Raw genomic sequence first — 22,367 nt, forward strand, 5'->3', positions numbered from 1 at the left:
AGTCGCTCAAGCCGCCCGGCGGCTCATGATGAGATCCGCGGGGAGCCGTACCGGCAGGCACAAGGTCTGACCGTGCTGCTCGAACAGGTCGTCACGGGAGTCGAAATAGCCCAGATCGGCCCGGACCTGCCCTGACAGGTCACACGACGAGCAGGTGGCACCGTCCCAGTCCACGGCGGTGCGCGCGATCGCGTCGAAGAGCGTCTCCCTGCCCGTGTTGGTGAACCGGCCACCCGCTCGCAGCGCGTTCAGCTCGCCGTAGAGCTCGGACACGGCCACCCATCGACCATCGAGGAGGAATTCCGGCCACGCCAGCACCACCTGCCGGGGGATCAGCACCCGCAGCCGCGGGAAGCGCGGACGCCAGAAACGCCCGTCGAGGAGCAGCCCTCTGACCCGCGTGCTGATCCCGCGGCCGCGTGCCACGGCCTCCAGCAGCGCCAGTCGCTGGCTGCACGAACCGCGGCCCAGCCGCAGGGTGGTGGAGACCGGCTGCTGGTCGTTCATCGCGTACACGGGGCGCACCCGGGCCGCGATGAGCCGGTGGGCAGCGATCAGGAACGCTCGCTCCGTGCCTGGAGCGAGGTTCCGGAGCTCGGTCAGCAACGCCTGCACCCGAGGATGCCGCCAGTCGAGGATCGGCGTGGCCGCCGAACCTCCCGCGCCCGCTGTCCGCCGGGGCGCGGGCTCGCCCGCGGACCTTGATGGCATGCGCGCCGGATTCACGCGATGATCATACTTGAGGCTCTTGCCGGCTTCTTGAAGAGTCGTCCATGGTCAGGCCGGCTCGCTGGCCTCGACCGAATGTTCTCGGGAAACAGGAAATGGGTCGTGGCGTAATCCATGAGCGTGGGAGCCGCAGGGCGGCAACGTCTCCCACATTCACCGGGGCGACCCGGCCACGCGGCCGCCGGCCACTTACGAGAAGTTCGGGCGCAGCGGCGACTGGGTGCCGCTCGACGGCTACGGCAACGCCGACGGCATGCTCAGGCGGCGCGTCACCAAGGAGCAGATCGGCGACGTGAACTGCACCAACATGAAGCCGCTGCTGTCGCCGCCCGGCAAGCAGCACCACGTGAAGTGGAACGTCCCGTCGGAGGCCCACTGCCTGGAGGCATGGGGAAGATCCTCATTCCCGGCGGCACCGACGTGGGATTTCCATCACAAACAGGTGCGGTGCCCGCCGTCCGCGCCCAACTGCGCCAACACCTGTTTCCAAGGCCGGACCTGCGTCAAGCAGTTCGAGATCTGGAAGGACGACAACCGGGGCAACGGTGACGTCGGCGGGGCCTGGCCCTGGAGCTGCGGCATCAGCGCGACAACATCTTCGCCAAGGGGCTGGGGCCAGCGTTCATCATTCACAACTACTTTCCGAACGACGAATAACAGGCCGGGCTGAAGTCGAGCTGGACCTACTGATGGCCCGGCGCGCGGCCGGTCAGCTGGGGCTGAGGGGTCACCTGGTGATCACTTGCCGGTCTTGAGCAGCCGCCACGCGACGAGCGCGCTCAGCACGATCGCCGCCCCGGCGACCACCAGCAGATCCGGCACCCGTACGGCCGCCGCCGCCTGCTGCAGGCCGCTCTCCCACGCCTCGGGGATCGGCAGGGACAGGGCGCGGGTGCCGTCGAAGGCTAGGAACAGCACGCCGAGGCCGATGAAGGTGAGCCCGGAGGCCAGGGTGGTGGTGTGCAGGCGCAACCGGCCGATCCGGAGGCCATGGCCGCGCAGCCACCGCCGGCGGCCGAGGTCGAAGCGCTGCCACACCAGGGCCAGGGCCAGCAGGGGCGCGGCCATGCCCGCCGCGTACAGGGCCAGCAGCACGGCGCCGCGCAGCGTGCTGCCGGACGCGGCGGCGATGGTGAGCACCGCGCCGAGCACCGGCCCGGCGCAGAACCCGGCCAGGCCCGAGACGGCGCCCAGCGCCAGCACGGAGCCGGGCGAGTCGCCGCGGACGTGGCCGCGCAGCCGTTCCAGCGGGCCGATCGCCCAGCCCTGCCCGGTGAGCTGCAGCAGGCCGAGCAGGATCAGCATCACTCCCGCCGCGGTGATCAGCAGGTCCTGGTGGCCGTAGAAGAAGCCGGTGGCCAGCGCGGAGCCCATCCCCAGCGGGACCAGCACCGCGCACAGGCCCAGGTAGAACAGGGCCGTGCGGCCGATCAGGGCGGCGTGCCCGGGGAAGGCGTAGGCGAAGAAGGCGGGCAGCAGCAGCGCGCTGCACGGGCTGAGGAGGGCGAACAGGCCGCCCAGGAAGGCGGCGGCGTATCCCACCTCACCCATGGCGGGCCTGCTCGATCTGCTTGACGAACGCGGACAGCGGCTGGGCGCCGAAGAAGTACGAGCCGTTGATCAGGAACGCCGGGGTGCCGGCCATGCCGAGCTGCGCGCCGAAGGCGAAGTCCCGCTCCACGGCCTCGCGCAGCGCCGGGTCGCGGCGGTCGGCGTCGAAGGCGGCCAGGTCGAGGCCCAGCCGGGCGGCCAGCGAGCGCAGCCTCTGCTCGCCGAGGCCGCCGGACTGGTCGGCGTACACCGCGTCGTGGAAGGCCCAGAACCTGCCCTGCCTGGCCGCGGCGCGGCCGGCGATCGCGGCCCGCATGGAGTCCCGGCCCTGGGCGGGGAAGTCGCGCCAGAACAGCCGGACCACGCCGGTGTCGATGTAGCGGCGGCGCAGCTCGGGCTCGATCTCGCGGGCGAACCGTCCGCAGTTCACGCACTTGAAGTCGCCGAACTCGACGATCGTGACGGGCGCCGAGCTCGCCCCGCGGGACAGGGCGGTGTCGATCGGCGGGACCGTCGGGCCTTCCCAGGTCGGAATCGGCCGCGCGGTCTCCCCCGAGGTCTCCTGCACGGTCTCCTCCGGCGGCTCGGCCGCCTGTGTGGCGCCCGCCGGCTCGGTGATGTCCGGCTGTGTCGCTTCCGCCGGCTCGGTGACGTCCGGCTGTGTCGCGCCCGCCGGCTCGGTGACCGCTACCGGGCCGGCGCCGGAACCGGAGCCCGGCCGGTCCAGCGCGGCAACCGCCAGTACTCCCAGCGCCACCGCCGCCGCTGCCGCAGCCGCGAGCACGCGGGCGCGCGAGCGGAGGCGGGTGTGCTTGTCAGGCTCGTTCCCCACGAGCCCCATCTTTCCTCATGTTCCAGCAGGTTCCCCCCAGCCCGTCGAGCTCCAGCAGCGGCTTGAAGCGGTCATTGCCGCCGCCCAGGTCGGCGCTGAGCGTGGTGACACCCGTGCCGCAGCACACCTCGTTGGTGCCGACCTTTCGCGGGCCGCAGCCAGCAGGACGCCGCCGCCCACCTGCGGCTGCCGCTCGGCACCGTGAAGTCCCGGCTGTTCCGCGCCTACCGGCGCCTCGCGGACGTCCTGGACCACCCGGGCACGCGCCGGGGTGGAGCCGTGGTCTGCCGAAACGCCGGGGAAACGCCGGGGAAACACCGCGCTCGGTTCGATGGAGGCACGGCATCCACCGAGGGGAACCCCATGGGAACTCAGGAGCGATCATGAATCGAGCGGTGAAAGTGAGCCTGGCCGGCCTGGGCTGCGCGATGCTCACGTTGAGCGTCATGCCCGCCGCCACCGCGAGCCGCCCCGAGCTCGGAGACGTGCAGCAGGCGCTCGCCGAGCTGGCGAGCAGCTCCGAGGTGGTCGGCGCGATCGGCGCGGTCTACGTCCACGGCAGAAGGGCCGACAGGGGTTCGGCGGGCACGAGGCTGCTGGACGGGGGCGGCAGGATCCCGCCCGGCGCCCGCTTCAGGATCGGCTCGCAGACCAAGTCCATGACCCAGGTCGTCATCATGAAGCTGGTCACCGAGGGCCGCCTCAGCCTGGACGACAGGCTCGGCGACCTGCTGCCCGAGGTGGCGGAGCAGGGTCTGGTGCGGCTCGCCGACCAGATCACCGTCGGGCAGCTCATCCACCACACCTCCGGAATCCCCAACTGGTACACCCCGGACCTGGTCGACTACTTCGACTTCGACACCTACCACCCGCCGATCGAGCTGATCGCCAGGACCAGGGACCTCCCGCGCCCGTTCCCGCCCGGCGAGGGCTACTCCTACTCCAACACCAACTACTTCCTGCTCGGGCTGATCATCGAGAAGCTCTCCCCGCACCACTCCGTGTCCGCCGAGTTCAAGGAGCGCATCTTCGACCGGCTGCGCATGAAAGACACCTACCTTCCGGCCGAGTTCCCCGACTCGATCAAGGGGCCGCACGGTCACGGCTACTTCCCTGACGAGAACGGCGAGCTGCGCGACGTCGACCGCCTCAACATGAGCTACGGCTACGCCGCCGGAGGCGTCATCTCCACCACCGACGATCTGAGCGCCTTCCACCGGGCGCTGGCCACCGACCTGCTGACGAAGGAGGAGCAGGACGCGCTGAACGCCGGCCGCCCCGACACCGGGCCGCCCCCGGGGACCGATCCTCGCGCGTGCGGCGAGTACGCGCCGATGAAGGGCGGCTCGCCGGGCTTCACCGCCCTGTCCTACAAGAACCGGGACGGCAGCCTGCAGTTCATCGTCTCCGTCACGCTGGGCACGAGAAACCAGGACCCCGCCGTCGATCCGCTGGTGAAGAAGGCGGCCGAGGCGGTTCTCTGCCCCGGGGGCTGACCGCCGGCTTCGCCGGCACGCCGAAATTCGCGGGAAAATGCCGTGAAGGGATGTCGAGAACCCGCGAGCGGCTCCGTCCCCGTCGTGAACGCGCCCACCACCGGGCGTGCCACACGGAGGAGAACACGGTCGTCATGCGAAACCTCATCGTCCAGCAGTGGGTCACCGTCGACAACATCGCCGCCGAGGAGGACGGCGGGCTCGGCTTCGTGTCGGGGGAGCCCTTCTCCGAGACCACCAACCAGGCGTTCCAGGCCAGGGTGATGGGACTCATCGACGCGGTCGACACGCTGATCCTCGGCGCGAACACCTACGCCCAGTCCAAGGACTACTGGCCGTACGCCGACGAGCAGGGCGAGTACGGCGAGAAGCTCAACAACCTCACCAAGTTCGTCGCCTCGTCGAAGCTGGACGACGCCCCCTGGGGCGGCTTCCCCGCCGCGACCGTGACGCGCGACCCGGTCGCCACCATCCGGGAGCTCAAGGAGCAGGGCGGCAAGGACATCTGGCTGTGGGGGAGCTTGACGCTCATGCGCTCCCTGCTGGACGCCGGTGTCGTGGACGTGGTGCAGCTGCTGGTCTGCCCGGTGTCACGCGGCAGGGGAACGCGGGTCTTCGAGGATCGGCGGGACCTGAGGCTGGTCGAGGCCGCCGGGTTCGAGAACGGCGTGGTGCTCCTGCGCTACGCGATCAATAAATAGGTAACGCGTCCGCCCCTGCTGGACGATCGTTAGGATGCGACGATGGATCACACGCCCGAGCGTCCCGCCGCCGGACAGCGCCCCACCTGGATCTCGACCGCAACCGAGCCTCTCGATCCGGCGGTCCGGGTGAACGACTACGACAGCTTCGCCGAAGGGTACGTGGCGGAGACCGAGAACAGCCTCCTCAACGCCTACATCGAGCGGCCTGCCATGATCGCCCTGTCCGGAGACGTGACCGGCCACCGGATCCTGGACGCCGGCTGCGGCGCGGGCGCCCTGATGGCCGCGTTACGCGAGCGTGGCGCCGTCGTCACCGGCATCGACTCCAGCGCCGGGATGCTGGCGGCGGCCAGGCGGCGGCTCGGTGACGACGCGGACCTCCAGGTGGCCGACGTGCGTGATCCGCTGCCGTTCGCCGACGGCACGTTCGACGACGTGGTCGCGTCGCTGGTCCTGCACTACCTGGAGGACTGGGGGCCGACGCTGGCCGAGATGCGGCGGGTGCTCAGGCCCGGCGGGCGGCTGATCGCGTCGGTGAACCACCCGTTCGTCGACTGGCTGACCGAGGAGCCCCGGCCCGTCTACCGCGATACCACCAGCTACACCGACCTGTGGACGTTCAACGGGCAGTCCTACCCGCTGACCTTCTGGCGCCGGCCGTTGCACGCGATGACCGACGCCTTCACCGCCGCGGGCTTCCGCCTGGCCGTCATCAGCGAGCCGAAGACCGCCCCGGAGGCCCCCGAGCCGTTCTCCGGCATCAGCTTCATGTGCTTCGTCGTCGAGGTGCCGGCCTCTGGTCGCTGAGGACGTACTCGGCGACCTGGGCGTGCGTGGCGTACCAGACGCCGTCGTGCGCGTCGATGTGCTCGACGAGTTCGCGCAGCGCGGCCATGCGGGAGCGGTGGCCGATGACGTGGGGGTGCATGGTGAGCTGGAACAGCCCGCCCTCCTCCACGGCCGCGTCGAACTCGTCGCGCCAGATCGCGGCCACCTGCCGGGGCGGCGTGTACGGCCGCAGCACGTGCCCCAGGTCGAACGCCAGGTAGGGCACGTCGTCCCTGATCCACTCGACCGGGATCTCCACGACGCCGGTCGGCTCGCCGTCGGCCAGCAGCTCGTACGGATCGTCGTCGGCCATGAGCGAGGAGTCGTAGCGCAGCCCCAGCTCGCGTGTGATGGCCAGGGTGTGGTCGGAGAAGTCCCAGGCCGGGGTGCGGATGCCGACCGGGCGGGTGCCCGAGAGCTTCTCCAGGGTGTCGGCGGCGCGCAGGGCCAGCTCGCGCTCCTCGGCCGGGCCGAGCAGCGTGTTGCTCTCGTGGATCCAGCCGTGCATGGCGACCTCGTGGCCGGCGGCGGCGTAGTCGCGTACCTCCTCGGGGTGCAGCAGGGCCGAGACCGCCGGCATGAAGAACGAGGCCGGGATGCCGAAGCGGTCCAGCAGGCGCAGCACCCGGGGCGCGCCGGCGCGGGAACCGTACTCGCCCTGGGCGAGCGCGCCCGGGCGGGTCTCGCCGCCGCGCAGCGGGATCGTCTCGTGGTCGGAGTCGAAGGACAGCGCGACCGCGACGCGGGCGCCGCCCGGCCAGGAGGCGGGGCGCAGGGAGCGGCCGGCGCGTACCCGGTTCACGTGGCCGCGCCACGTCTGCTCGTCCCAGTGCCAGGGCTGTTGTCCGGTCATGCGAGAGGCTCCCTTCGCGGGGGGACATGGGGCGGTGTGCGAGTGAGGGTCCTGGGCTCACGCACCGTCGTGGCCTTCGTCTGGCAGCGCCTGCGAGAGCTGGTGGCGGGAGGTGAGGGCGAGCTTGGTGAACACCTTGCCCAGGTGGTACTCGACGGTTCGCGGGCTGAGGAACAGCCGGGCGGCGATCTCCGGGTTCGACAGGCCCGTCCGCGCCAGGCGGGCGATCTGGAGCTCCCGCGGGGTCAGCCGGTCGGGCGTGCTGCCGGTGCTCGGGTGAACGGTCTCGCCGAGGGCCAGGAGTTCGCGGCGGGCACGTTCGGCGAAGGCCTCGGCGCCGAAGCGCCGCAGCATGTCGTAGGCGGTGCGCAGCTGCTCGCCCGCGTCGGCGCGGCGGTTCTCGCGGCGCAGCCACTCGCCGTACACCAGGTGGGTGCGGGCGAGATAGGCGGCGGCCCGGCTGCGCTGGAGGTGCTGGATGGCCTCGCGGTACAGCGGTCCGGCGGCCTGTCCGCCGGACAGCAGCGCCCTGGACCGGGCCAGCATGCCGAGGGCCCAGTCGGTGCCGCTGGCGGTGGCCCGTTCCTCGATCTGCGGCAGCGCGGCCGCGGCCGCCTCGGGGGCGTCGCCGCAGGCGGCCGCCTCGACCAGTTCGAGGAGGGAGAACCCGGCGAATCCCAGATCGTCGTACTCGCACGCCCGTTCCGCCTCGGTCAGGGCCTCTCGATACCGGCCAGAACCGTTGTACACCACCGCGCTCGCGTAGTGGCGCCCACCGATCGATCGCCCCTCGTTCCAGGTGCTCGCCCACTCGGCACGGGCGCCGAGCAGCGCCGGCACCTCGGCCTGGCCACGCCAGCTGAGGAGCAGCCCCGAGGCGTAACCGAGGTAGGAGTTGCCGGTCACCTTCAAGATCGCGTCGGACTCCTCGATCAACGCGGCCGCCGCGTCGAACTCGCCGGCGAAGATGTGCACGGCGGCGCGGTAGGTGAGGGCCAGGGGGAGGAAGTTGAGCGCACCGGTCTCGCGGGCCGTGCGGACCGCGTGCGTGGTCAGCTCATGCAACGTCCGGTCGTCCCACAGGTCCGCGGCGACCAGGTACGTCAGCCACAGCCAGCGCATGTTGTCGTCCTCGTCGCGTTCCGCCTCCCGCCGGAACGCCCGCAACGCACGCTGCAACTGCGGCGCGCCCTCGACGTACCCCTCGGCGAACCGCGTCGCCAGGCCGTCGAGCAGGCCGTCGACCGGCCGCGGCGGCCGTGGTCCCGCGGGCGCGGTGCGGGCGGCCTCCGCGACCTTCCGCAGGACGCCGGGCTCGCCCAGCCTGCCGGCGAAGACCGCTGATCCGATGGCCTCGATGTACGCTTCACGCGCCTGTCCCGCGTCGAAGGATGCCAGCCGGCCGGCCGCGTCGAGCAGCAGCGGCAGGGCCTCACCGCCGCGCCTTCGCGCGAAGACGATCTGGGCGCGAAGCCTGGACAGCTGTGCGCTCTGGAGTTCGGTCAACGGGCCCATCTCCGCCGAGACGAGCAGCTCCAGCGCCGCTTCCGGGGCCCCGGCCTCGAAGGCGGCCCGTCCCGCGGCCAGCGCCCTGGCTGCGCGCGGGGCCGGATCTGGCGTCAGCTCGGCCGCGCGCCTCAGGAACGCCGCCGCCGCCGCGATGCCGCCGCGGGCCTGGGCCCGGCCGGCCACCTGCTCCAGCTCGCCGGCCACGGCCTCGTCGGGCTCCAGCGCCGCGTGCGCACGGTGCCAGGCCCGGCGATCGGGGTCGGATGCGGGATCGGTCGCCCCGGCCAGCGCCTCGTGCGCCGCCCGCCGCTCCGGCAGCGAGGCCGCCGAGTACACCGCCGACCGCACCAGCGGATGCCGGAACCGCGCCCGTACCCCGAGCTCCAGCAGTCCCTCGGCCCGCGCGGGCTCCGCCGCGGACGAGGGAACTCCCAGCCGCCCGGCCGCCCGCAGGACCAGCAGGGGGTCGCCGGTCGGCTCGGCCGCCGCGACCAGCATCAGCGTCCGGGTCTCCGCCGGGAGCGCTCCCAGCCGGCGCCGGAAGCCGTCCTCGATCCGCGTCGGCACCGCCTGCGCCTCCACCAGCCCGAACTCGCCCGCCAGCTGAGCGGGGCTCAGCCCGCGTGGCAACTCCAGCAGGGCGAGGGGGTTGCCGTTCGTCTCGGCCAGGATCCGGTCTCGGACGCGCTGGTCGAGCCGGAACGGCACCACCGAGCGCAACAGCGCCAGGGACTCCGGCTTCGGCAGGCCACGCACCTCCAGATCCGCCAGCCCGTGGAACTGCTTGCCCGGCTCGCGCGCCGCGAAGATCAGCCCCACCGGCTCGGCCAGCAGCCGCCGCGCCACGAACGCCAGCACCTGCGCCGACGACTGGTCCAGCCACTGCACGTCATCGACGACGCACAGGAGCGCGCGTTCCTCCGCCGCCTCGGCCAGCAGGGTCAGCACCGCCAGCCCGACCAGGAACCGGTCCGGCGCGGGCCCCTGCCGCAGCCCGAACGCGACCGCCAGCGCGTCGCGCTGCGGACCCGGCAAGCCCTCGATCCGGTCCAGCAGCGGTGCCACCAGCAGGTGCAGGCCGGCGAACGCCAGCTCCATCTCCGACTCGATACCCGCCGCGCGCGCCACCCGCATGTCGGCCGCCGCCTCGACCGCGTGCCGCAGCAGGGCCGACTTGCCCACGCCCGCCTCGCCCCGCAGCATCAGGGCGCGCCCGCGTCCGGATCGCACATCGCCCAGCAGGCCGTCCAGCTCGTCACGCTCTCGCTGCCGGTCCAACAGCGGCGTGAGGTCAGGTGGCGTCCCCATGCCCGTTCACGCCCCCGTTCAGTGCTCACCCGCCGGCGCGGCCACGTCAGCAACCATCGGGCGCGCTCGTCAGAATGCCACTTCCGCCTGGCTTCGATCAAGAGCCGGCGGAGGCGCGATCCGCACCCTTCCACATGGCTCTTTCGACGACTTTGACGTGCCGAACATAACAAATTCGGGCTATCATCCCCATATGGCGATTAATTCTGATGGCGGCAGCTGTGTCAGCGCGGACATCGCGGCCGGTTTCTCCCCGGCGGCCGCGCTGTTCCACTCCCTGGCCGACGAGACCAGGCTGCGCATCGTGCAGCGGCTCGCCCGCGGCGAGGCCCGGGTGGTGGACCTGACCACCCAGCTCGGCCTGGCCCAGTCCACGGTCTCCAAGCACCTGGCCTGCCTGCGCGACTGCGGGCTGATCGACTACCGGGCCGAGGGCAGGCAGTCGTTCTACTCCCTGACCCGGCCCGAGCTGATGGACCTGCTGGCCTCGGCCGAGCAGCTCCTGGCCGCCACCGGCCACGCCGTGACGCTGTGCCCGGCGCACGTCGGCGACCTCGCCGGGGAGGCAGCGTCGTGATCACGCTGAACCCGGACAGGCGGGCATCCTTGCAGCGCCGGATCCGGCTGCTGGTCGCGGCGACCATCACCTACAACGTGATCGAGGCCGCCGTGGCCCTCACCGCCGGCGCCATGGCCTCCTCGGCCGCGCTGATCGGGTTCGGGCTCGACTCCCTGGTGGAGGTCGCCTCCGCCGCCGCGGTGGCCTGGCAGTTCTCCGCCGCCGATCACGAGCGGCGGGAGAGGGCAGCGCTGCGCGTCATCGCGATCTCGTTCTTCGCGCTCGCCGCCTACGTCACCTTCGACGCCGTACGGGCCCTGCTCGGCACCGGCGAGGCCGAGCACTCCACCCCCGGCCTCATCCTGGCCGCGCTGTCGCTGGTCGTCATGCCGTTCCTGTCCCGCGCCCAGCGCCGCGCCGGCCGCGAGCTGGGCTCGGCCAGCGCGGTGGCCGACTCCAAGCAGACCCTGCTGTGCACCTACCTGTCCGGCGTGCTGCTGGTGGGGCTGGCGCTCAACAGCGCCTTCGGCTGGTCCTGGGCCGACCCGATCGCCGCGCTGGTGATCGCGGCCGTCGCCGTGAAGGAAGGCCGCGAGGCGTGGCGGGGTGACGCCTGCTGCGCCACCCCGCCGGCCGCCCAGGAGTGCGCCACCTGCGCTCCCGGCTGCTCCTGCTGCGCGCCTTCCGGGGACTGAGGTGGCACGCGCCGAAACAATCCGGCGCGGCTGTCGTATCGGGGGCTCGGTGGATCGTCTGTGAGGTGAGGGCCCGGGCAGGGAGCTCGCGTGACCCGCGGGCGGCCCGGGAAGCCTCAGCGACAGAATCCGAAGGAGCACGGCATGAATCCCATCCTGAACACCATCGACATCGTGGTGTCCGACCTGGACGCCTCGATCGCCTTCTACGCCCGCCTGGGACTTGCGTTCAAGCTCGACGAGCACTCCCCGGAGCACGCCGGCTGCGACCTGCCGAACGGGCTGCACGTCATGCTGGACACCGAGGGCTTCCGCACACCGTTCCTGCCCGGCTGGAGCGCGCCGGTCGGCGGGCCGCGCACGCTGCTGTGCTTCGAGTTCGAGTCCCCGGCCGGGGTGGACGCCAAGTACGCCGAGCTGGCGGAGGCCGGGTACCGGGGGCTCGCCGAGCCGTTCGACGCGTTCTGGGGTATGCGGTACGCGACGGTGGCCGACCCGGACGGGAACGGCATCGACCTGTACGCCACGCTCCCGGCACGCTGACCGCAAGAAGGGATTCCGGCATGAAGTACGTGCTGATGTTCGTCGAGACCGAGGAGTTCGCCGCGCAGTTGGAGGCGATGGGCGAGCTGGAGCAGCAGGCCGCCTACGCCGCGGTCGGGCAGTGGTTCGCCGACCACGCCGGGCAGATCACCCATCACACGCATCTGGCGCCGGTGCACACCGCGACCACGGTGCGCCTGGATCAGGGCGAGCCGGTCGTCACCGACGGGCCGTTCGTCGAGGGCAAGGAGGTGGTGAGCGGGTTCGCCGAGGTCGAGGTGGCCGACCTGGACGAGGCGCTGAGGATCGCCCGCTCCTGGCCGGCCTGCCCCGTCGTGGAGATCCGTCCCGTCGCATGACCGGGGGCGTGAGTCAGGAGGTGCTGGCCCGCGTGGTGCGCGAGCACGCGGGCCGGCTGGCCGCGTCGCTGGTGTCGTTGCTGGGCGATTTCTCCGCCGCCGAGGACCTGGTGCAGGACGCGGTGGAGACCGCGTTGCGCCGCTGGCCGGCGGAGGGGGTGCCGGAGCGGCCGGACGCGTGGCTGTTCACCGTGGCCCGGCGGCGCGGGCTGGACGTGCTGCGCCGGGAGTCGAACTACCGGGCCAAGCTCGCCCGGCTCACCTGGCCGGCGCCCGCCGCGCCCGACGACCGGCTGCGGCTGATCTTCACCTGCTGTCACCCGGCGCTGTCGCGGGCCGCGCAGATCGCGCTCACGCTGCGCGTGGTGTGCGGGCTGTCCACCGCGCAGATCGCCGCCGCGTTCCTCGTGCCCGAGTCCACGGTGGCGCAGCGCATCACGCGCGCCAAGCGGAAGATCGGCGAGGCCGGGATCCCGTACCGGATCCCCGCCGGGGAGGAGCTGCCGCGGCGCGTCGGCGAGGTGCTGGCGGTCATCTACCTGCTGTTCAACGAGGGTTACCTGTCGAGCACGGCGGAGCGGGCCCAGGCGCGGGATCTGGTGGACGACGCCGAGTGGCTGGCCGCGCTGCTGGCGAACCTGGTGCCGAGGGAGCCGGAGGTGGCCGGGCTGCTGGCACTGATCCGGCTGCACCGGGCCAGGGGCGCGGCCCGCTTCGATGCGCAGGGACATCTGGTGCTGCTGGCCGACCAGGATCGCGGGCTGTGGGACCGGCAGGCCATCGAACAGGCCACGGCGCTGCTCACGCGGGCCGCCCGCGGCCACCGCCGGCCGGGGCCGTACCAGCTGCAGGCGGCGATCGTGGCCTGCCACGCCGAGGCGGCGACCTTCGCGGAGACCGACTGGGCGCAGATCCTGGTGCTGTACGACATGCTGCTGCACCTGGCGCCCTCGCCCGTCACCCGGTTGCACAGGGCGGTCGCCCTGCGGCACGTCAAGGGCCCGGAGGCGGCCCTGGCCGAGCTGGCTGATCTGGGCGAGGTGCTGGAGCGGTACCCGCTCTTCCATGCCACCCGGGCCGAGTTGCTGCGCGAGCTGGGCCGGCGCGAACAGGCGCGGCGGGCCGACGAGCGGGCGCTGGAACTGACCGCCAATCCGGCCCAGCAGGCGCTGCTGGAGCAGCGGCTCGGCTGGGACTGACGACCTGACCCGCGGTTCACCGCCGCGCTCGCACCAGACCGCCATCCTGCGCGATCAGGCCCGGCGGTGCTCGCCGGCCACGTGCAGGCCGGCGTAGACGTTCGCGGCGTTGCCGGCGAGAACGGCGGCGGCCACCTCGTCCGGCAGCAGCCCGGCGACGGCGCGCGCGTTGGCGGCGATGCCGGGCACGCCGGGCCAGTCGGTGCCGAAGATCCACTTACGGGCGAGGCGGGTGAGGTCGTGGCGGGCGTAGTACTCGGGCAGCCGCTTGGGCGGCAGGCCGGACAGTTCCAGCCAGACGGTCTCGTTCGACAGGGCCAGGAAGGCGGCGGCGTCGTACCACCAGCCGCGCCCGCCGTGGGCGAGCACGACGTCGAGCCCGGGGAAGTCCCTGATGACCGGGATGAGGAAGGCCGGGTCGGCGTTCTCGTTGGACGAGCCGGGGAAGGAGCTGGTGCCGCAGTGGACGACGAGCGGCACGCCGCGTTCCTCCAGCACGTGGTAGGCGGGGTAGAGGGCCGCGGAGTCGCAGCGGAAGCCGCCGTGCACGGGGTGCAGCTTGAGCGCGGCGGCGCCCAGGTCGAGCTGCCGCCGCACCTCGGTGGCGATCGGGAAGTGCAGGTGGGGGTTGACGTTGGCGACGGGGCGGAAGCGGGAGGCGTTCTGCTCGACGATCGGCAGCAGGTCCTCGAACGCCTGCGTGCCGGTGGCCTTGGGGCTGTACTCGCAGAACAGCAGCGCGACGTCCACGCCCTGGGCGGCGAAGAGCTCGTCCAGGCGGGCCGGGCGGGGCCTGCCGCCGGAGTCCCAGATGTCCTCCAGGAGACCGTCAGGGCCGAAGTCGCGGGCCCATCGGAGCCAGGCGGGCTTGAGGGTGCCGAGCACGGGCACGTGGACGTGCGCGTCGACGAGCGGGAGGCCGTCGATCATGGCCCGTCCTCGATCGGCGCGGTGCCGGGGCGGGCGGGCTCGCCGGGGTCACTCATCGGCCGCCTCCTTCGCGAGCAGCTCGCGGATCTTGAAGCGCTGGATCTTGCCGGTCGCGGTCTTGGGCAGCCCGTCCAGGAAGATCACCCGCCGGGGTCGCTTGAATGCCGCCAGTCCGTCACGGCACCACTGGATCAGCTCCTCGGCGGTGACCCCGCCCTTGGCGACGACGCAGGCGACGGGTTTGTCGAGCCCGTGCTCGTCCGCCAGCCCGACCACCGCGGCCTCCTCGACCTGCGGGTGCTCCAGCAGGCGGCTCTCGACCTCGACGGGCGAGACCCAGATGCCGCCCGCCTTGAGCAGGTCGTTGCTCCGGCCGAGGCAGGTGTAGTAGCCGTCGGGCGAGCGCACGTAGGTGTCGCCGGTGCTGAGCCATCCGCCGGCGAACACGGCCCCGCTGGCTTCGGCCCGCTGCCAGTAGCCCAGGGCGAGGGACGCGCCGCGCACGTGCAGGGAGCCGGGCCGCCCGTCGGGCACGAGGGCGCCCGACGCGTCGCGCAGCTCGATGTCGTAGCCGGGGACGGGCCTGCCGGTGGTGCCGGGACGCACGTCGCCGGGCTGGTTGGACAGGAAGATGTGCAGGGCCTCGGTGGAGCCGAGGCCGTCGATGATCTCCACGCCGAAGCGCCGGGTGAACCGGTCCTGCAGCGGCGCGGGCAGCGCCTCTCCCGCCGAGGTGGCGAGCCGTACGGAGGTGAAGGTGTCCTCGGGCAGGCCGGCGGCGAGCAGCGCGGCGTAGAAGGTGGGGACGCCGAAGAACAGCGTCGGCCGGTCGGCGGCCAGGCGCTCGGCGGCCACGGCGGGGCTGGAGCGGCGCGGTTCCAGCAGCGTCGCCGCGCCGGCCGAGAGGGGGAAGAACATCGAGTTGCCGATGCCGTAGGCGAAGAAGAGCTTGGCGACGGAGAAGCAGACGTCGCCGGGCCGGATGCCGAGCACCCGGTCGCCGTACGTCTCGCAGACGTGCCGGAGGTTGGCGTGGCGGTGCATGGCGCCCTTGGGGGCGCCGGTCGTGCCGGAGGTGTAGAGCCACAGCGCCCAGGAGTCGTCCACCGTGCCGGCGGGCTCGCGCAGCGCGGCCGGCGCCTTCTCCCCTGCCGCGAGGAGGTCCTGCCAGGTCAGCGAGGTGACGCCGGGAGGCGCGGGAAGCGGTTGCGGGCCGTCGCACACCAGGTGGCGGACGCCGGGCGCCAGGGCGAGCGCCTCCCGGAGCCGCAGGTCGTACTCGGCGCCGGCCACCACCGCGACGGCGCCGGAGTCGGCGATGATCGCGCCGAGCTCCCGGGCACCCAGCATCGTGGACACCGGCACGGCGACGAACCCGGCGCAGAAGGCCGCCAGGATGCCGGTGAACATGGGCACGTCGTCGTTGGTGACGAAGAGCACCCGGTCGTCGCGCCGCAGGCCCAGCCCGCGCAGCCCCGCGGTGGCCACGGCGACCTGGTCCGACAGCCCGGCGTAGGTGAGGGTGGTCGTCCCGGCGCGGACGGCGACGCGGTCGCCGCGGCCTTCGGCCACGTGGCGGTGCACGAGCCAGCTACCGGCGTTGAACCCGTCCATGATCACACCCGCCCGAGGTCGAAGTCGCCCTTGCGGCCGGTGCCGTAGCGGCGCAGCGCGCCGTCGGGGCCGGACGCGTTCGGCCGGACGAAGATCCAGTTCTGCCAGGCGGTGAGCCTGCCGAAGATCTTCGTCTCCAGGGTCTCGGGGCCGGCGAAGCGGTGGTTGGCCTCCATGCCGGTCAGCGCGTCGGGCGAGAGCGAGGCCCGTTCCTCGAACGCGATGCGCAGCTCCTCCTCGAAGTCGAGGTCGTCCAGGGCCACGGTGACCAGGCCGAGCTCCTGCGCGGCGGCGGCGTCCAGCGGCTCGCCCAGCCGGCCCCGCACGGCTGCCAGGCCGGCGTCGTCGCCCCAGAAGCGCGACCGCAGCCGGGACAGGCCGTTGCCCATGGGGTGGTCGCCGTCGTTGGCGGCCGTCAGCACGAGGACGGCCGGGGTGGCGTCGTCGTCGCGGTCCTCGTAGACGCCCTCCAGCATGTACTGCCGGTCGGCGGCCAGCGCCAGCTCGGCCAGCAGCCCGGCGAAGGCGGTGCCCGGCTCGATGACGGCGATGAGGCTGCGGCTGGTGACGTCGAGCCGCTTGAGCGTGCGCTTGTAGTAGTGGCGCACCTCGTTGACGAACCAGTCGTGCGTGGTGTGGAGCTGGGCGTCGTAGGCCAGCACCCGTCCGGGGTCGCCGGCGGTGCGCAGCACCCAGATGCCGAGGTCCGGTTCGTTGGTCCGCAGGTGGAGGACGAGGTCGTCCAGCGCCCGGGTCATCGCCAGCGGCCAGTAGCTCGCGCCCTGGGCGACGGGGTCGCCTGGCGGGGCGTCGTGCGGGCCGGACACCGTGATCTCGGCCCTGCGCTTCGCCCGGTCGAGCAGGGCGGACACGTAGGGGTAGGTGATGCTGTCGCCCTCGTCCTTGCGGTCGAGCGGCGTCAGCGCCACGCCTTCCGCGGCCGGGGGGCGCCGGGACGTACGCACCGCCTCGCCGGCCCGCCTGGCGATCTCCGCGCCGAAGGCGTTGCGCGCGACGGTGGCGTCGACCAGGCCCCACGCGAGCGCGGTCTTCCCGCGGAAGCCCTCGGGCCTGGTGGCGAACAGGTCCGCGCGGTCCTTGCGCACGTGCCGCTTGTCCACGACGCGGGTCAGCCCGCCGGTGCCGGGCAGCACGCCGAGCAGCGGCACCTCGGGCAGCGACACGGCCGAGGAGCCGTCGTCGATGAGCACGATCTGGTCGCAGGCCAGCGCCAGCTCGTAGCCGCCGCCGGCGGCGGTGCCGTTGAGCGCGGCGATCCAGGTCTGGCCGGAGTGCTCGGTGGCGTCCTCGATGCCGTTGCGGGTCTCGTTGGTGAACTTGCAGAAGTTCACCTTCCAGGCGTGCGAGGACTGGGCGAGCATGCGGATGTTGGCCCCGGCGCAGAACATCCGGTCCAGGCCGCCGGTGAGCACGACCGCCTTGACCCCGGGATGCTCGAAGCGCAGCCGCTGCACGAGGTCGTACAGCTCGATGTCCACGCCGAGGTCGTAGGAGTTCAGCTTCAGCTCGTATCCGGGGAGGAGGCCGCCCTGCTCGTCGACCCGCAGCGTGACGGTGGCCACCGGCCCGTCCACCTCGAGCGTCCAGTGACGGTAGCGGTCGGGTGAGGTGGCGAAGCGGACCATCGGCGGGGTTCCGGCGGTGACAGTCAATGCGGGCTCCGGGGGTTCGGGACCTTCATGTTCGACTCGCTGGACAAGTAGCGTCAAGGGTTTGTAGAACGGCTAGAGGAGCCCCTCGTCGGCCAGGTGCACGTAGTCGAACTCGACCGGCTGGTCGTTGATGCCGGTCTTCGGCGGGGCGATCCAGCCGGCGAACTTGCCGTACTCGTACTCGGGGATCATCAGGGAGGCGACCTTCTCGCGGTCCTCGTCCGTGGGGAGCCATTCGTCGGCGCGGGCCCGCCAGGCGGCCTCGTCGAGGACTTCGCCGTACGGGGTGACGTGGTGGCCGGCGTAGACGCCGACCTTGCGGTTGAAGCCCTCGTGCGGCAGGTGGAGCCGCTCGTCCAGGCCGGCGTCCTCCAGAGCCTGGTTCCAGCGGCGCACGCCGTGGGCGCAGTCGGCGGCGTACTCGTCGCGCAGGTCGAGGTTGAGCGCGCTGAGCATGGGCACGGTCCTCGTCGCGATCCGGCCGTCCTCGACGTGGCGCAGCTCGCGGGTGGCCTCCAGCAGGACGTGGTCGTCCTTGCGGCGGGTCTCCATCCAGCGGCCCTTCAGGCCGGAGGTGTAGTAGTTGCCGGCGTTGGTGGACTGCTCGGAGCCGAACAGGTCCAGGGAGACGGAGTACTGGAAGTTCAGGTACTTCTGGATGATGTCCAGCGGGATGCCGCCGTACGGGAGGATGTCGGCGGTGCCGTGCTCCCTCATGAGCGCGGCGGTGCGCTCCAGGGTGCGCTGCACGCCGGTGGTGCCCACGAACATGTGGTGGGCCTCCTCCTTGAGCATGAACTGGCAGGTGCGCGCGAGGGGGTCGAACGCCGACTCCTTCAGGGTGCCGAGCTGGTACTTGCCGTCGCGGTCGGTGAAGTAGGTGAACATGAAGAACTGCAGCCAGTCGGTGGTCTGCTCGTTGAACGCGCCGAGGATGCGCGGCGCGTCGAGGTCGCCGGAGTTGCGCTTGAGCAGCTGCTCGGCCTCCTCCCGCCCCTCCCTGCCGAAGTAGGCGTGCAGCAGGTAGACCATGGCCCACAGGTGGCGGCCCTCTTCGACGTTGACCTGGAAGAGGTTGCGCAGGTCGTAGATGCTGGGCGCGGTGTTGCCGAGGACGCGCTGCTGCTCGACGCTGGCGGGCTCGGTGTCGCCCTGGACGACGATCAGCCGCATCAGGTCGGCGCGGTGCTCGCCGGGCACCTCCTGCCAGGCGGGCTCGCCCTTGTGCTTGCCGAAGTTCACCTTCCGGTCGGGGTCGCGCTCGGCCAGGAAGATGCCCCAGCGGTACTCCTCCATCGGGACGTGCTCGAAGTGCGCCCAGCCGTCGCGGCCGACGGCGACGGCGGTGCGCAGGTAGACGTCCTTGGTGGGCAGGGCAGGGCCGAGCGTCTTCCACCAGTCCAGGAACTTCGGCTGCCAGCTCTCCAGCGCGCGCTGCAGGCGGCGGTCACCGGCGAGGTCGACGTTGTTGGGGATGCGCTCGCTGTAGTCGACGCGGCTGAGCGGGCCGGTGGGCGCGGGTGCCGCGCACGTACGGGGATCGGTGGCCATGGCTACTCCTTGCCGATGAGAGTGTCCGCCTCCCTCAAAATGCCACATTTTCCTAACGACGTAGAAGCTGCTTGTAGCAAATAATCGGAACCGGCAGGTCAGAGGGCCCTTCCGGCCTGCCGGGCGAGCGGGACGGGCGCGCCGGCCGGGGGCAGGCCCAGCGCTGCGGAGAGCTCACGCGCCTCCCCCGCCACGACGGCGCCCATCTCGTGCAGGCGTTCCTGCGAGGTCCGCCGGGTGATGGACACGCTGATCGCGGCCGCGATCAGCCCCCGGTGGTCGCGTACGGGCGCCGAGACCCCGGCCTGGCTGTCCTCCAGCTCGACGTCCGAGATCGCGTACCCGGCGGAGCGGACGTGGGCGAGGTCGGCCAGCCACGAGTCCTCGCTGCCGACCGCGCTGTCCAGGCCGGAGGGCAGGCTCGCCCGCAGCAGCTCGCGGACCCGGCCCTCCTCCCATTCGGCCAGCAGCGACCTGCCGGCGGCGGCCATGATCACCGGGATGGAGACGCCCTCCCAGACGCGGTGGTAGGCCCGCGACGAGGGGACGGACAGCAGGGTCAGCACCATGGAGCCGCGCAGCACGCACAGGTAGGCGTCCTCGTCGAAGGCGGCGGCCAGGTGCCGTACGTAGGGTGTGGCCACCCGGACCAGCCGCGCGTGCTGGGTGCGCGCGGCCAGCGCGAACAGCCGCCAGCCCAGGCGGTAGCGGCGGGTGAGCGGATCCCGCTCGACCATGCCTTCGAGCTCCAGCGCGCGCAGTGCCCGCGAGACCTGGCTCTTCTCCCTGCCGAGCCGCTCGGCGATCCAGCTCACACCGAACCCGTCGGCGTCGCGTTCATCGCCGTGACCTGCGAGTACTTCAAGGATTTCCATGTCCCGGCGTAGACCTGCCGAGGACACCGACGCCTTCTCGCTCATCCCTGTCCGTTCGTAACGAAAGCATTGCACTCGTGTTGCGCTAGCTGCATCTGATTTTGCGCTCATCGCAACAGATCGCATACGTTTGCGAATCCATGCAAGCGTAGGCGAAGGCGGGGTAGCTCCATGAGTTTCGGCGAGTACGTGGTCTCACGCTGGGACACCCTCTCGCTGGCCGCCGCCGAGCACGCCCTGGTCGTGGCCGTCGCGCTGGCCATCGCCACCGCGGTCGGCGTGGCCGTCGGGCTGCTGTCCCACGACTCGCCGAGAGCGCGGGGCAGCTCCGTCGCGGTGTCCGCCGCGGTGCTGACCATCCCCTCGCTGGCGCTGCTCACCCTGCTCATCCCGATCACCGGGCTGGGCTGGGGCTCGACGCTGGTCTCCCTCACCGTGTACGCGTTCCTGCCGATCATCCGCAACACCGTGACCGGGCTCAACGGCCTCGACGCCGCCACCGTGGAGGCGGGGCGCGGCATGGGCCTGAGCCGCGCCCGGGTGCTGCTGCAGGTGCAGCTCCCCCTCGCCTGGCCGCTGATCCTCACCGGAGTGCGGATCTCGGCCCAGATGCTGATCGGGATCGCCGCCACGGCCGCGTTCGTCGACGGCCCCGGCCTCGGCAACCAGATCTTCGAGGGCCTGTCCCGGCTCGGCTCGGTCAACTCGCTCAACGCCACGCTCGCCGGGACGCTCGGCATCGTCGTCATCGCCATCCTGTTCGACCTGTTCTTCTACGCCGTCCGCCAACTGACCACCCCGAGGGGGCTTCGTGTTCGACCGTGACACCGAAGGCGTGCGCATCGAGCTGCGCTCGCTGACCAAGCACTACCCGGGGCAGCCCGCCCCAGCGGTCGACAACGTCACCCTCGACATCCCGGCCGGCGAGCTCGTCGTCTTCGTAGGCCCGTCCGGCTGCGGCAAGACCACCACCATGAAGATGATCAACCGGCTGGTCGAGCCCACCTCCGGCGAGATCCGCATCGGCGGCCGGGACGTGCTCGGCCTCGATCCGGACGAGCTGCGCCGCCACGTCGGCTACGCCATCCAGCAGGTCGGCCTGTTCCCCCACCAGACGGTCGCCCAGAACATCGGCCTGGTCCCGAAGCTGCTCGGCTGGCCGGCCGCGAAGATCGCCGAACGGGTGGAGGAGCTGCTGGCCCTGGTCAGCCTGGAGCCGTCGCTCTTCCGCGACCGCTACCCCCGCCAGCTCTCCGGCGGCCAGCAGCAGCGCGTGGGCGTCGCCCGGGCGCTGGCCGCCGACCCGCCGGTCATGCTCATGGACGAGCCGTTCGGCGCCACCGACCCCATCACCCGCGAGCACCTGCAGAACGAGTTCGCCCGCCTGCAGAAGCAGCTGCGCAAGACCATCATCTTCGTGACCCACGACTTCGAGGAGGCCATCAAGCTGGGCGACCGCATCGCGATCCTGCGCGAACGCTCCCACATCGCCCAGTACGACACCCCCTCCGCCATCCTCGCCGCCCCCGCCGACGACTACGTCGCGAGCTTCATCGGCCAGGACGCCACGCTCAAGCGGCTCGCGCTGCTGCAGGTGGCCGACCTGCCGGTCGCCTACCCGGCGCCCGACCCCCGGCTGCCACAGGTGGCCGCCGACGCCAGCCTCCGCGAGGCGCTGGACCTCATGCTCGCCCACGGCACCGACCGGTGCAGCTCGCCCTCCGGCGTGCTCACCTACGCCGCCCTGTGCGCGGCCGTGGGTTCCCCGGCCGAGACGGTGAGCGCCGGTGAGCGCTGAGACCCTGTACGCCGGGCAGGCCCGCACGCCCGGGCGCCGGCTCCCGATCCTGCGCCACCTGTTCACCCCGGCCGCCGTCGCCGTCGTGCTGATCGCCCTGTACGCCTGGGTCGGCACCCTGGAGCTCGACTCCATCGAGCAGCGCAGCCTGAACCGGGCCGTCATCGTCGCCAAGGCCGTCGAGCACCTCCAGATGACGATCGCCGCCACGATCCTCGTCGTGGCCATCGCCATCCCGCTGGGCGTCGTCGCCTCGCGCGCCCGCAACCGGCTCATCGCCCCGGTCATCCTCACCATCGGCAACCTCGGCCAGGCCGTGCCCTGCATCGGCCTGCTGGTGCTGGCCACGTTCCTGATGGGCGTCGGCTTCCAGACCGCGCTCGTCGGCCTGGTCGCCTACGCCGTGCTGCCCGTGCTGCGCAACACCATGGTCGGGGTGCAGCAGGTCGATCCTGCGCTCATCGAGGCCGCCCGCGGCATGGGCATGACCAGGGGCCAGATCCTGCGCCGGGTCGAGCTCAAGCTGGCCGTGCCCGCCATCCTGGCCGGGCTGCGCACGGCGCTCGTGCTCACCGTGGGCGTCGCCACGCTCGGCGCCTTCGTCGCCGCCGGCGGCTTCGGCGAGCTGATCATCAACGGGCTCAAGCTGAACCGCATGCCCGTCACCATCGTCGGCGGCGTGCTGACCGCGGCCATCGCCTTCCTCATCGACTGGCTGGGCGGCCTGGCCGAGCACCTGCTCAAGCCGCGCGGCATGTGAC

22 protein-coding genes and 1 pseudogene are annotated in these 22,367 nt (G+C 72.1%); 13 read left to right on the forward strand and 10 right to left on the reverse strand.

The window, feature by feature from the left end:
* Nucleotides 1-6 precede the first annotated feature (6 nt).
* On the reverse strand, nt 7-726 hold the full coding sequence (locus tag HD593_RS29170; protein ID WP_221525034.1) for a transglutaminase-like domain-containing protein: 720 nt from the start codon (nt 724-726) through the stop codon (nt 7-9).
* Nucleotides 727-949: 223 nt separating this feature from the next.
* Here HD593_RS29170 and HD593_RS29175 point away from each other — a divergent pair, with 223 nt between their 5' ends.
* A complete protein-coding gene (locus HD593_RS29175) occupies nt 950-1,399 on the forward strand; it encodes a hypothetical protein (RefSeq protein WP_185105221.1) in 450 nt (149 codons plus the stop codon).
* Nucleotides 1,400-1,467: 68 nt separating this feature from the next.
* On the opposite strand, the gene HD593_RS29180 is transcribed toward HD593_RS29175, so the two are convergent.
* Both HD593_RS29180 and HD593_RS29185 read right to left on the reverse strand, forming a co-directional pair.
* A complete protein-coding gene (locus HD593_RS29180) occupies nt 1,468-2,280 on the reverse strand; it encodes a cytochrome c biogenesis CcdA family protein (protein ID WP_185105222.1) in 813 nt (270 codons plus the stop codon).
* A complete protein-coding gene (locus HD593_RS29185) occupies nt 2,273-3,112 on the reverse strand; it encodes a DsbA family protein (protein WP_185105223.1) in 840 nt (279 codons plus the stop codon). Before HD593_RS29185 ends, HD593_RS29180 begins: the two co-directional genes overlap by 8 nt.
* Before the next feature lie 159 nt (nt 3,113-3,271).
* On the opposite strand from HD593_RS29185, the pseudogene HD593_RS65205 reads away from it, so the two are divergent.
* The 4 genes and pseudogenes from HD593_RS65205 to HD593_RS29205 all read left to right on the forward strand — a co-directional run.
* A pseudogene (locus HD593_RS65205) lies at nt 3,272-3,499 on the forward strand (hypothetical protein); the annotation flags it as partial.
* The gene (locus HD593_RS29195) at nt 3,496-4,608 is read left to right on the forward strand and encodes a serine hydrolase domain-containing protein (RefSeq protein ID WP_185105224.1); all 1,113 of its coding nucleotides are present in this window, start codon (nt 3,496-3,498) and stop codon (nt 4,606-4,608) included. The pseudogene HD593_RS65205 and the gene HD593_RS29195, both read left to right, overlap by 4 nt.
* Nucleotides 4,609-4,742: 134 nt before the next feature.
* Nucleotides 4,743-5,309, forward strand: coding sequence for a dihydrofolate reductase family protein (locus HD593_RS29200; protein ID WP_185105225.1), 567 nt, complete (start codon nt 4,743-4,745; stop codon nt 5,307-5,309).
* A gap of 42 nt (nt 5,310-5,351) precedes the next feature.
* Nucleotides 5,352-6,119, forward strand: coding sequence for a class I SAM-dependent methyltransferase (locus HD593_RS29205; RefSeq protein ID WP_185105226.1), 768 nt, complete (start codon nt 5,352-5,354; stop codon nt 6,117-6,119).
* Here the strand turns inward: HD593_RS29205 and HD593_RS29210 are convergent.
* Both HD593_RS29210 and HD593_RS29215 read right to left on the reverse strand, forming a co-directional pair.
* Nucleotides 6,079-6,993 (reverse strand): polysaccharide deacetylase family protein, encoded by a 915-nt coding sequence (locus HD593_RS29210; RefSeq protein ID WP_185105227.1) that lies wholly within the window; start codon nt 6,991-6,993, stop codon nt 6,079-6,081. The genes HD593_RS29205 and HD593_RS29210 overlap by 41 nt on opposite strands.
* Before the next feature lie 57 nt (nt 6,994-7,050).
* Nucleotides 7,051-9,780, reverse strand: a complete 2,730-nt coding sequence (locus HD593_RS29215; protein ID WP_221525035.1) for a helix-turn-helix transcriptional regulator — start codon at nt 9,778-9,780, stop codon at nt 7,051-7,053.
* A gap of 223 nt (nt 9,781-10,003) precedes the next feature.
* Here HD593_RS29215 and HD593_RS29220 point away from each other — a divergent pair, with 223 nt between their 5' ends.
* The 5 genes from HD593_RS29220 to HD593_RS29240 all read left to right on the forward strand — a co-directional run bounded on the left by HD593_RS29220 (nt 10,004) and on the right by HD593_RS29240 (nt 13,165).
* Complete coding sequence (locus HD593_RS29220; protein WP_185105229.1) at nt 10,004-10,387, forward strand: ArsR/SmtB family transcription factor; 384 nt, start codon at nt 10,004-10,006, stop codon at nt 10,385-10,387.
* Nucleotides 10,384-11,064, forward strand: a complete 681-nt coding sequence (locus tag HD593_RS29225; RefSeq protein ID WP_185105230.1) for a cation efflux transmembrane domain-containing protein — start codon at nt 10,384-10,386, stop codon at nt 11,062-11,064. The genes HD593_RS29220 and HD593_RS29225 overlap by 4 nt, the downstream gene beginning before the upstream one ends.
* A gap of 144 nt (nt 11,065-11,208) precedes the next feature.
* The gene (locus tag HD593_RS29230; protein ID WP_185105231.1) at nt 11,209-11,607 is read left to right on the forward strand and encodes a VOC family protein; all 399 of its coding nucleotides are present in this window, start codon (nt 11,209-11,211) and stop codon (nt 11,605-11,607) included.
* Nucleotides 11,608-11,627: 20 nt separating this feature from the next.
* The gene (locus tag HD593_RS29235) at nt 11,628-11,966 is read left to right on the forward strand and encodes a YciI family protein (protein ID WP_185105232.1); all 339 of its coding nucleotides are present in this window, start codon (nt 11,628-11,630) and stop codon (nt 11,964-11,966) included.
* Complete coding sequence (locus HD593_RS29240; RefSeq protein WP_185105233.1) at nt 11,963-13,165, forward strand: RNA polymerase sigma factor; 1,203 nt, start codon at nt 11,963-11,965, stop codon at nt 13,163-13,165. The genes HD593_RS29235 and HD593_RS29240 overlap by 4 nt, the downstream gene beginning before the upstream one ends.
* Nucleotides 13,166-13,219: 54 nt before the next feature.
* On the opposite strand, the gene HD593_RS29245 is transcribed toward HD593_RS29240, so the two are convergent.
* The 5 genes from HD593_RS29245 to HD593_RS29265 form a co-directional block, all read right to left on the reverse strand.
* Complete coding sequence (locus HD593_RS29245; RefSeq protein ID WP_185105234.1) at nt 13,220-14,095, reverse strand: amidohydrolase family protein; 876 nt, start codon at nt 14,093-14,095, stop codon at nt 13,220-13,222.
* A 48-nt stretch (nt 14,096-14,143) separates the two neighbouring features.
* Nucleotides 14,144-15,709 carry a benzoate-CoA ligase family protein gene (locus tag HD593_RS29250; RefSeq protein ID WP_185105235.1) on the reverse strand — a complete coding sequence of 522 codons (1,566 nt, stop codon included), beginning with the start codon at nt 15,707-15,709 and terminating at the stop codon, nt 14,144-14,146.
* A 2-nt stretch (nt 15,710-15,711) separates the two neighbouring features.
* On the reverse strand, nt 15,712-17,382 hold the full coding sequence (gene boxC / locus HD593_RS29255) for a 2,3-epoxybenzoyl-CoA dihydrolase (protein ID WP_221525036.1): 1,671 nt from the start codon (nt 17,380-17,382) through the stop codon (nt 15,712-15,714).
* A gap of 72 nt (nt 17,383-17,454) precedes the next feature.
* Complete coding sequence (boxB, locus tag HD593_RS29260) at nt 17,455-18,933, reverse strand: benzoyl-CoA 2,3-epoxidase subunit BoxB (RefSeq protein ID WP_185105236.1); 1,479 nt, start codon at nt 18,931-18,933, stop codon at nt 17,455-17,457.
* 98 nt (nt 18,934-19,031) lie between these two features.
* Nucleotides 19,032-19,808 carry an IclR family transcriptional regulator gene (locus tag HD593_RS29265; protein WP_185105237.1) on the reverse strand — a complete coding sequence of 259 codons (777 nt, stop codon included), beginning with the start codon at nt 19,806-19,808 and terminating at the stop codon, nt 19,032-19,034.
* 171 nt (nt 19,809-19,979) lie between these two features.
* Between HD593_RS29265 and HD593_RS29270 the strand changes: the two genes are divergently transcribed.
* Genes HD593_RS29270 through HD593_RS29280 form a run of 3 tightly spaced genes read left to right on the forward strand, consistent with a single transcriptional unit; the run spans nt 19,980 to nt 22,366 of the window.
* Nucleotides 19,980-20,633, forward strand: a complete 654-nt coding sequence (locus tag HD593_RS29270; RefSeq protein WP_185105238.1) for an ABC transporter permease — start codon at nt 19,980-19,982, stop codon at nt 20,631-20,633.
* Nucleotides 20,620-21,606 (forward strand): ABC transporter ATP-binding protein, encoded by a 987-nt coding sequence (locus HD593_RS29275; protein ID WP_185105239.1) that lies wholly within the window; start codon nt 20,620-20,622, stop codon nt 21,604-21,606. Before HD593_RS29270 ends, HD593_RS29275 begins: the two co-directional genes overlap by 14 nt.
* Nucleotides 21,596-22,366 (forward strand): ABC transporter permease, encoded by a 771-nt coding sequence (locus HD593_RS29280; RefSeq protein ID WP_185105240.1) that lies wholly within the window; start codon nt 21,596-21,598, stop codon nt 22,364-22,366. The genes HD593_RS29275 and HD593_RS29280 overlap by 11 nt, the downstream gene beginning before the upstream one ends.
* Nucleotide 22,367: the final 1 nt, after the last annotated feature.

This window comes from Nonomuraea rubra, assembly GCF_014207985.1.
GTDB lineage: Bacteria > Actinomycetota > Actinomycetes > Streptosporangiales > Streptosporangiaceae > Nonomuraea > Nonomuraea rubra.